Source organism: Lutispora sp., assembly GCF_041687175.1.
In the GTDB taxonomy this organism is placed as follows: Bacteria; Bacillota; Clostridia; order Lutisporales; family Lutisporaceae; genus Lutispora.
In genome coordinates, this window is record NZ_JAWLCK010000102.1 from 1 (window position 1) to 9,367 (window position 9,367).

10 protein-coding genes and 1 riboswitch are annotated in these 9,367 nt (G+C 38.2%); of the genes, 8 read left to right on the plus strand and 2 right to left on the minus strand.

Annotation, left to right across the window (positions count from 1 at the left end):
* Positions 1-25 precede the first annotated feature (25 nt).
* Positions 26-394 (minus strand): hypothetical protein, encoded by a 369-nt coding sequence (locus ACESM9_RS12280; protein ID WP_372999010.1) that lies wholly within the window; start codon positions 392-394, stop codon positions 26-28.
* 2 nt (positions 395-396) lie between these two features.
* Positions 397-783 (minus strand): YtxH domain-containing protein, encoded by a 387-nt coding sequence (locus ACESM9_RS12285; protein WP_372999014.1) that lies wholly within the window; start codon positions 781-783, stop codon positions 397-399.
* 232 nt (positions 784-1,015) lie between these two features.
* Between ACESM9_RS12285 and ACESM9_RS12290 the strand changes: the two genes are divergently transcribed.
* From ACESM9_RS12290 to ACESM9_RS12325, 8 genes are all read left to right on the plus strand, one after another.
* A complete protein-coding gene (locus ACESM9_RS12290) occupies positions 1,016-2,080 on the plus strand; it encodes an ABC transporter substrate-binding protein (RefSeq protein ID WP_372999017.1) in 1,065 nt (354 codons plus the stop codon).
* A complete protein-coding gene (locus ACESM9_RS12295) occupies positions 2,080-3,087 on the plus strand; it encodes a FecCD family ABC transporter permease (RefSeq protein ID WP_372999020.1) in 1,008 nt (335 codons plus the stop codon). The genes ACESM9_RS12290 and ACESM9_RS12295 overlap by 1 nt, the downstream gene beginning before the upstream one ends.
* Before the next feature lie 8 nt (positions 3,088-3,095).
* Positions 3,096-3,875, plus strand: a complete 780-nt coding sequence (locus tag ACESM9_RS12300) for an ABC transporter ATP-binding protein (protein WP_372999023.1) — start codon at positions 3,096-3,098, stop codon at positions 3,873-3,875.
* The gene (locus ACESM9_RS12305) at positions 3,872-4,210 is read left to right on the plus strand and encodes a winged helix-turn-helix domain-containing protein (protein ID WP_372999026.1); all 339 of its coding nucleotides are present in this window, start codon (positions 3,872-3,874) and stop codon (positions 4,208-4,210) included. The genes ACESM9_RS12300 and ACESM9_RS12305 overlap by 4 nt, the downstream gene beginning before the upstream one ends.
* Before the next feature lie 327 nt (positions 4,211-4,537).
* Positions 4,538-4,822, plus strand: coding sequence for a co-chaperone GroES (gene groES / locus ACESM9_RS12310; RefSeq protein ID WP_372999028.1), 285 nt, complete (start codon positions 4,538-4,540; stop codon positions 4,820-4,822).
* A gap of 17 nt (positions 4,823-4,839) precedes the next feature.
* Positions 4,840-6,468, plus strand: coding sequence for a chaperonin GroEL (gene groL, locus ACESM9_RS12315; RefSeq protein WP_372999031.1), 1,629 nt, complete (start codon positions 4,840-4,842; stop codon positions 6,466-6,468).
* A gap of 112 nt (positions 6,469-6,580) precedes the next feature.
* On the plus strand, positions 6,581-7,084 hold the full coding sequence (gene moaC, locus ACESM9_RS12320) for a cyclic pyranopterin monophosphate synthase MoaC (RefSeq protein WP_372999034.1): 504 nt from the start codon (positions 6,581-6,583) through the stop codon (positions 7,082-7,084).
* A 149-nt stretch (positions 7,085-7,233) separates the two neighbouring features.
* A riboswitch (molybdenum cofactor riboswitch) is annotated at positions 7,234-7,352 on the plus strand.
* Between the two features lie 95 nt (positions 7,353-7,447).
* Positions 7,448-9,184 (plus strand): NADH-dependent [FeFe] hydrogenase, group A6, encoded by a 1,737-nt coding sequence (locus tag ACESM9_RS12325; RefSeq protein ID WP_372999040.1) that lies wholly within the window; start codon positions 7,448-7,450, stop codon positions 9,182-9,184.
* Positions 9,185-9,367: the final 183 nt, after the last annotated feature.

Genomic DNA, 9,367 nt, shown 5'->3' on the forward strand with positions numbered 1-9,367 from the left:
AAAAAATAATACCCTTCGGAGGGTATTATTTTTTTGCAAAGGTGTTAACCAATACCTTTATTATCTCGCTTATTATCTTTACATATTCTACAGCCTCTTGAGTACCGGAACTTACAGCTACTACTGTTTCAGATATGGTATCTCCTACCGCATCTACCGTGGCTGCAGCCTTTTCTACTCCCTGCTTGACATTAACTGCTGCTTCATCAATATTGGCAGCGATGGAAGGAAGTCTGTCCATTGTCTTGTCAATATTGGACCCGTGTTTGTCCAAAATCTCTCTAACTTTTTTTAAAATGGAGGTCAGATGATTAAGTACAATGAAAAGATATATACCTAAGCCTACTGCTATCAAAAACAGTATTACAAAACCCAGATCTCTATAGGAAATCATATCTAAGCCTCCTCTTGGGAATCACAACAACCGCCGCAGCATTCCTCCTGGTCATCGCAGCATTTATCTCCTCCTGCTGCAACCTCTTCATTTACCTCTTCTTTTTCCTTTTTTATGTTAGCGATTCTTTCTTTCCCTTCTTCAACAATCTTGGATATCTTGTCTCCTACTTCACCAGCACTATCTTTAACGCTTTGAGCAGTTTTCTTGGCAGCATCTGCTATATCCTTTCTGGTCTCTTCTCCAGATTTAGGTGCAAAAAGAATACCAGCGGCTGCTCCTACAGCAGCACCTACACCTAGACCTACTCCTACTTTTTTTGCTGTATCAATTGCTTTAGCTTTCTTTTTTTCTTTCTTTGATTTAGCCAATACTTCCTTTAATGACATGAAGATCCCTCCTTGTTTCAAATTTTGATGATTAGGTTCATTATACTGGAAAACCGTGGCAATTACAACACTAAGCCTATTTGAATAAGCATATTTTATAATCCATAGGAAGCCTTTATGATGTTTGAAAAGATCCTGATTTTATACTTGAATATTTCAGTATTAATGGTAATATATAAATAGAGCGTTATTTAAATAAAAGTATAACGAATATAGCAAAAGGAGTGGAAGTATGTTTTCTAAAAAGTTTTCAACAAAAATTTTAGCATTATTTCTTATACTTACCATGGTAATATCTATGGCTGGTTGTACAACACAAAAGGTCAATGCTCCTGATACACAGGTACCAGCAGAATCTGACTCAGAGGAAAAAACCGAAATAAAAATAACAGACCATCTGGGCAGAGAAATAGTTATCGGTGAAAAGCCGGAACGAATAGTAAGTGTGTATTACATAACCACATCTTTGCTTATAGCTCTTGGATTGGAGGATAGTGTAGTGGGCATAGAGACAGGTGCTGACAAAAGACCTATTTATTCACTGGCTGCCCCTCAGTTTAATCAGCTTCCAAACGTAGGCAGTCCAAAGAACTTTGATTTAGAGGGATGCATAGCTCTAGAACCAGATCTGGTAATATTGCCCATAAGAATGAAGGATGCGGTGGAAAATCTCGAAAAACTAGGAATAAATGTAATTGCAGTTAACCCGGAGAATATGGATCTGCTAAAGGAATCCATAGATATGATAAGCAAAGCTACAGGAACAGAAAATACTGGTGAAAAATTGAAATCATACTATGATGATAAACTTTCAGAAATAAAGAGTCTTATTGGGGAAGAAGGCAAGACAAAAGTTTATATAGGAGGAAACAGTGATTTTCTTTCCACTGCAACAAAGAACATGTACCAAACTTTTATGGTAGAAGCTGCTGGAGGCATCAATGTAGCTTCGGATATAGATGATACCTATTGGGCAACCATCTCCTACGAACAGCTTCTGACCTATAACCCGGATGTTATAATTGGAGTTCCATCTGCAGCTTATACCAAGGAGGATATTTTAAAGGATGAGAGATTAAAAGCAGTTAATGCTGTGCAAAAAGGTCAAGTGTATATGATGCCTGATGCCTTTGAAGCATGGGATTCACCAGTACCATCAAGTATTTTGGGCACCATGTGGCTTACAAGCGTTTTATACGGAGATAAATACCCTTATGAAAAATTCACAGAGGATACAGCTTATTTTTATAAAGAATTTTATGGTATAGAGATTAATAAAGAGGATTTGACAAAATAATGAGAGATGAAAGTTTACCTGAAAATATAAATGATAGGGGCATAGGTAAATACATAGTCATTGCTGTGCTGTTTGTGTCTGTATTTTTTCTATCCATAGGCACTGGGAAGTACCCTATATCTGTCAGAGATATAATTGGTATTGTTACAGGGGGAGAAGTGGAGGATATGGTGAGAACCGTTTTTTATACCCTCCGCCTCCCAAGGACCATAATGGTCATTATATCAGGGATAGGACTTAGCATAGCAGGCAGCATATATCAGATAATCTTTAAGAATCCCTTGGCTAGCCCGGATATTATAGGAGTGGCATCTGGAGCTAATTTAGGTGCTGCCATAGCTATTATATTCTTAACAGGTGGAACCCTGAGCGTAGCAATTAGCGCTTTTGTAGGAGGGGTTGGGGCAGTTTTTGTCGCCCTGGGTCTAGCTAAGCTGTCCAGGGAAAAAGGGGTGGTTACCTTTGTCCTTGCCGGCATAGTCATAGGTTCTATTGCCCAGGGAGTCATAATGATGATGAAATACCTTGCTGATCCTGAGAAGGAGCTGGCAACCATGGAGTTTTGGGCTATGGGAAGCTTTGCATCCGTCACCGCTGATAAGGTATTGACTATGTTGCCTTTATTTTTAATAGGAATTATTGGTATTATTCTGCTCAGGTGGAAGATAAATGTACTGTCCTTAAGCGATGAAGAAGCCAAAAGCCTGGGAGTAAAAGTAGAATCAGCCCGCTGGGCTGTAATCATATTTTCCACATTGATAGTGGCCAGTATCATATGCATAACAGGGCTAATTGCCTTCATAGGTCTTATAGCTCCTCACATAGCCAGGATGATAAGAAAAACCAATGATTTCAGTACTACCATATTAAGCGGCTTTATAGGTGCCATACTCCTTGGCTTTGCAGATTGTCTTGCCAGGAGTATAGCCGGCAGCGAAATACCAATAAGCATTCTCACCACCTTTATCGGGGCACCGTATTTAGCATATCTCATGAGTCGTTATTAGGAGGAAATATGGATATATTAAAAATAGAAAATATAAAGGCAGGCTATGATAATAAAATAATATTGGATGACATAAGCTTTTCATTAAAACAGGGAGAATTGACTGCTCTTTTAGGACTCAATGGTGCAGGCAAAACCACACTGTTGAAGACAATCAGCGGTCTTATAAAGCCCATATCAGGTAAATGCATTATAAAGGATGTGGACTGTTTTTCCTTTGATGAAAAGCAAAGGGCAAGGCATATCAGCTTTATGCCCCAGAGAAACAGCATAATATATAACACCAAGGTGATAGATGTAGTATTGATGGGCATAACTCCCTATCTGGGTATGTTCGCCTCTCCTACGAAGGAGCATAAGAAACTTGCCTATGATATACTGAAAAAGATGTCCATGGAGAAGTATGCCTATGCCAATTTTCTACAACTAAGCGAAGGACAGAAGCAGCTTGTTATCATATGCAGAAGCCTTATGCAGAATGCAGAGATTATGCTCTTTGACGAACCTGACAGCGCATTGGACTATAATAACAGACATATGATGCTATCCTGTATAAGGGATTTGATAAATAAAGAAAGGCGTGTAGGGCTCATAACCCTCCATGATCCAAATTACGCCCTCAACTACTGCGATAAAATAATATTTTTGGAGGACGGTAAGATACTGGCAGAATTCGATACCAAAGATGTAGATAATATTTTTCTCCATAAAATGTTTACCAGAATATATGGTAAAATAGATATAATAAGGCATAGAGAAAAATATGTGATGGTGAGGTTGGATGCATGAAACCAGGATATAGTCTCTGGATAAAAAATGATAACGGCGATAAAGTATTTGGGCAAGGACCTTATAGGCTTTTGCTTCTCGTAGACAATTTAGGCTCTTTGAATAAGGCTGCAAGTGAAATGGGAATGGCTTATTCAAAGGCATTGAATATTATAAAGAATGCTGAAGAAGAATTGAATATGGAACTTCTGGAAAGGGAAATAGGGGGTGCCAAAGGGGGAGGCTCAAAGCTTACCAAGGAAGCCAAGGAGCTTATTGACAAATATGAAAGATTCAGAAATGCGGCTGTGGAAGAAATAGAGAAGATATACGAGGATATTTTTTGTAGAAAATGAATGAATTAGATACTATTGGCTATACTAAAAAAGGCTTGTATTGTAATAGTTAAATGATAGAGAGCCTTTTTTAGTATAACCATTTTGTTTTTTTTGTGAAATCAAAGGAAATTCAAATATAAATAAAGAAAAACAATGCAATTAAGCAATAATTTAAATTAATAGAAGAAAATGACCAAAAAACCCAAGAAAATGCGAAATTATAAATTTGCGAAGAACTAAACCATTAATTATTATTATATTGTAATTAGCACTCATCTTAAGTGAGTGCTAATAATAAGGGATACATACAAATTTTGTATAATAAAAACTTAAGGAGGGTTATTGATGAATATCAAACCACTTGGAGACAGAGTTGTTATTAAGGTATTGGAAAATGAAGAAACAACCAAAAGCGGCATAGTATTACCCGGTACTGCAAAGGAAAAACCAATGCAGGGCGAAGTATTGGCCGTTGGTTCAGGAGAGTTAGTTGACGGTAAAAAGATACCCCTTGAATTAAAGGTTGGCGACAGAGTAATATACTCTAAATATGCTGGCACAGAAGTTAAGATTGATGGGGAAGAATACTTGATCCTCAGACAAAACGATGTATTAGCAATAGTAGAATAATAAGGGAGGGTAAATAAATGGCAAAACAGATCAGGTTTGGCGAAGATGCAAGAAGAGCTCTTGAAAGAGGAGTAAATCAGCTGGCAGATACAGTTAAGATAACATTAGGACCCAAGGGAAGAAATGTTGTATTAGACAAGAAATTCGGTTCTCCCCTTATCACCAATGACGGTGTAACAATTGCGAAAGAAGTAGAACTTGAAGATCCCTTTGAGAATATGGGAGCTCAATTGGTTAAGGAAGTTGCAACAAAGACAAACGATGTAGCAGGTGATGGTACAACAACAGCTACATTGCTTGCTCAGGCAATAATAAGAGAAGGTTTGAAGAATGTTGCTGCAGGAGCAAACCCAATGGTATTGAAAAAGGGTATCAATAAGGCTGTAGCTACTGCGGTAGAAGAAATCAAAAAGTTTTCCAAGCCAATCGAAAATAAATCTGCTATAGCACAGGTTGCCTCCATATCAGCAGGAGAAGAATCCATCGGAGAAATCATTTCCGAAGCTATGGAAAAAGTAGGCAAGGACGGAGTTATAACTGTAGAAGAATCAAATACTTTCGGTACAACTCTGGATGTTGTAGAAGGTATGCAGTTTGACAGAGGTTATGTATCTCCTTACATGATCACAGATACAGAAAAGATGGAAGCTGTACTTGATGAGCCCTATATACTTATAACTGATAAGAAGATATCAAATATCCAGGATCTTCTTCCAGTATTGGAGCAGATAGTTCAACAGGGCAAGAAGCTTTTGATAATCGCTGAAGACATCGAAGGCGAAGCTCTTGCTACATTGATAGTAAACAAATTAAGAGGAACATTTACTTGCGTTGCTGTTAAAGCACCTGGCTTTGGCGACAGAAGAAAGGCAATGCTTGATGATATAGCTATACTTACTGGCGGACAGGTAATATCCGAAGAATTAGGCTTAGATATTAAAGAGACAAAGCTTGAGCAACTAGGAAGAGCAAGACAGGTTAAGGTTCAGAAAGAAAACACTATAATCGTTGACGGTGCTGGAGATGCTAAGGAAATAAAAGATAGAGTAAAACAGATTAAGGCTCAGATAGAAGAAACTACTTCCGACTTCGATAGAGAAAAGCTTCAGGAAAGACTTGCAAAATTGGCTGGCGGTGTAGCAGTTATCAAAGTTGGTGCTGCAACAGAAACAGAACTTAAGGAAAGAAAACTGAGAATCGAAGACGCTCTTGCTGCAACAAAGGCTGCAGTAGAAGAAGGTATAGTACCTGGCGGCGGAGTTGCTCTTGTAAATGCTATAAAGGCTGTTGAAGAATTATTAAAGGATGCTCATGGAGATGAAAAGACAGGTATTCAGATCATAAGAAGAGCTTTGGAAGAACCAGTGAGACAGATTGCAGAGAATGCTGGACTTGAAGGTTCTGTAATAGTTGAAAAGGTAATGAACAGCGAAGCAGGAGTAGGCTTTGATGCATTGAATGAAAGATATGTCAACATGATTGAAGCAGGTATAGTTGACCCAACAAAGGTTACAAGATCAGCACTTGAGAATGCTGCATCCATCGCTTCAATGCTTCTTACAACTGAGAGCGTTGTAGCAGATCTTCCAGAAAAAGAAAAACCAATGCCCGGAGCAGGAATGGGCGGAGACATGGGAATGTACTAAGATAGATAATAGCTGCGTTATTTGACGCAGCTATTTTTTTGGTTTCTTATATAGTATTATTGCCTCCAAGAAGTATAATATTAGGTAGAAGTATAAATTGGAGGTAAATGCTTTGGAAAGATTATCTCATACAAATAAAAAAGGCTATACCAGGATGATGGATATATCTGAAAAGAATGAAAACATAAGGGAAGCCATAGCTCGAGGCTCTATCTATATGAAAAAGGAGACCCTGAGAGCCATAAAAGAAGGAAAGATAAAAAAAGGAGATGTGCTATCTGTAGCCCAGGTAGGTGGCATTATGGGTGCAAAGGGCACTTCCAGCATAATACCCATGAATCACGGAAGCAATATTTTCAGTGTGGATTTGGACTTTAAAATAGATGGAGAAAACTGCAAAATAGATATAGCTGCCATAGTAAGAACCTATGGAATGAGTGGAGTAGATATGGAAGCCCTGACGGCTGTATCTGCTGCAGCCCTTACCATCTATGATATGTGCAAGGATATGGATAATGAGATGTTCATATCCGATATACATATGGTAAAAAAGTCTGGAAGTCCATCTGGGGATTTTTACTTTACCGGCTCTGATAAAAGCACTTCATGTAGCTAAGAGTAGGAGTACCTTATACAAGTGACTGTCCATATAATAAAAACGCAACCACAGAATAAATATTTGACAGAACACGATAGAAGTAGTAAAATAATTTATGACAATGTGATAATTTTAACAATATACATATATGCAATGCAAGATGATAATTAATTGAATAACTCCGAATCTGTAAACCTAAGGAGTTATCTATGGCTTGCAGATCGATGGGTGTGGATAGAAATGTTCATGCCTCCTGTGTTTGGAAAGGAGTAGTATCAGCTGTATACTTTATAATTGGTATATAGTAGTGTTAAGTTTGTGAAAAACTCCTTTTACAAGGAGTTTTTATTTTTCTACTTTATTATAAGGGGGATAAGCATAATGGACATGGTAAACCTGACAATTGATGGTATCAAGACCCAGGTTCCCAAAGGTACAACAGTCTTGGAGGCAGCAAAAGGTTTAAACATTAATATTCCTACACTTTGCTTTTTAAAAGATATAAATGAAGTTGGAGCTTGTAGAATGTGTCTTGTTGAGGTTAAAGGAGCAAGGTCTTTGCAGGCTGCTTGTGTACTTCCTGTTGCAGAAGGCATGGAGGTAAAGACATCTTCAAAGGCCGTTAGAGAAGCTCGAACCACCGTACTTAAGCTTATACTAGCCAGACATGAAAGGGAATGTCTCACATGTTCTAGAAACCTGAACTGTGAGCTACAGAAGATGGCCGAGGAAGCAGGCATAGATGCTGTAGATTACGAAGGTGAGAAGATCGAATATAAAGTTGATATGGCATCACCTTCAATAGTCAGGGATCAGAATAAGTGCATACTCTGCGGAAGGTGTATAAGTATATGCAAAAATATTCAAGGTACAGGCGTTATAAACTTTGCAAATAGGGGTGTAAACACTACAGTAACAACTTCTTATGGAAGAAGCCTTTCTGAAGTTGCCTGTATTAACTGTGGTCAATGTATAAAGGTATGTCCTGTAGGTGCCCTTAGAGAAAAAGATGACAGAGATAGAGTATGGGAAGCTTTAGAGAATGACCAACTTTATGTAATCGCCCAGACTGCACCTGCTGTTAGAGTTGCATTGGGTGAAGAATTCGGATTGCCGGTAGGCACAAATGTAGAAGGAAAAATGGTTTCTGCTTTAAGAAGATTAGGGTTTGATAAAGTTTTTGATACTGATTTTGCAGCAGACTTGACTATTATAGAAGAAGGAACAGAACTCATCAGCAGGATAAAAAACGGAGGGAAGCTCCCGATGATAACATCCTGTTCTCCTGGTTGGATAAAGTACTGTGAGCATTACCACAATGATTTTATTGACAATTTATCAACATGTAAATCCCCTCATCAGATGTTGGGAGCTTTAGCAAAATCCTATTATGCAGAAAAGATGAATATTGATCCTAATAAAATATTTGTGGTATCAATAATGCCTTGTACAGCTAAGAAGTTTGAATCAGGTAGAGAAGAATTGACTGTAGACGGATTGAGAGATGTGGATGCGGTATTGACTACAAGGGAATTGGCTAAGATGATAAAAGAGGCTGGGATAGATTTTAAAGCTTTAGAAAATGATAGATTTGATAAAGTGATGGGTGAGTCTACAGGGGCAGCGGTTATATTTGGAGCAACAGGCGGTGTTATGGAAGCTGCTTTAAGGACAGTGGCAGATATATTGGAAGGTAAAGATCTGGATAATATAGATTATACTCCTGTAAGAGGCTTGGAAGGAATAAAGGAAGCGACTGTAAAGATAGGAGATCTAGATGTTAATGTTGCTGTTGCCCATGGAACCGGCAATGCAGGAAAATTATTGGAAAGAGTAAGAAATGGAGAGGCTGATTATCATTTCATAGAAGTAATGGGGTGCCCTGGGGGTTGCATAAATGGAGGCGGACAGCCAATTATAATGGATAAGGAAAAGACTGAAGAAGTATGCAGGTTGAGAGCTCAGGGGTTATATGATATAGATAAAGCTATGCCAATGAGAAAATCTCATAAAAACCCTGAAATTAAAGCTTTGTATGATGAATATCTTGGGGAAGCAAATGGACACAAAGCACATCATCTGCTTCATACCCATTATGTAAAGAGGGAAAGGATATAGAACAGGATGGATAAAAAAACAAGGACATTGACGAGGGCAGCCATATTACTGGCCATAGCTTTAGTGTTTCAGTTTATAAAAATGGGTCAGTTGATAACAGGCTCAGGCATAAATGGTGTTTTGATAATAGCAGCAGAAATTTGTGGATGGCCTTGGTCTGCAGCTATAGGAGCAATAACTCCC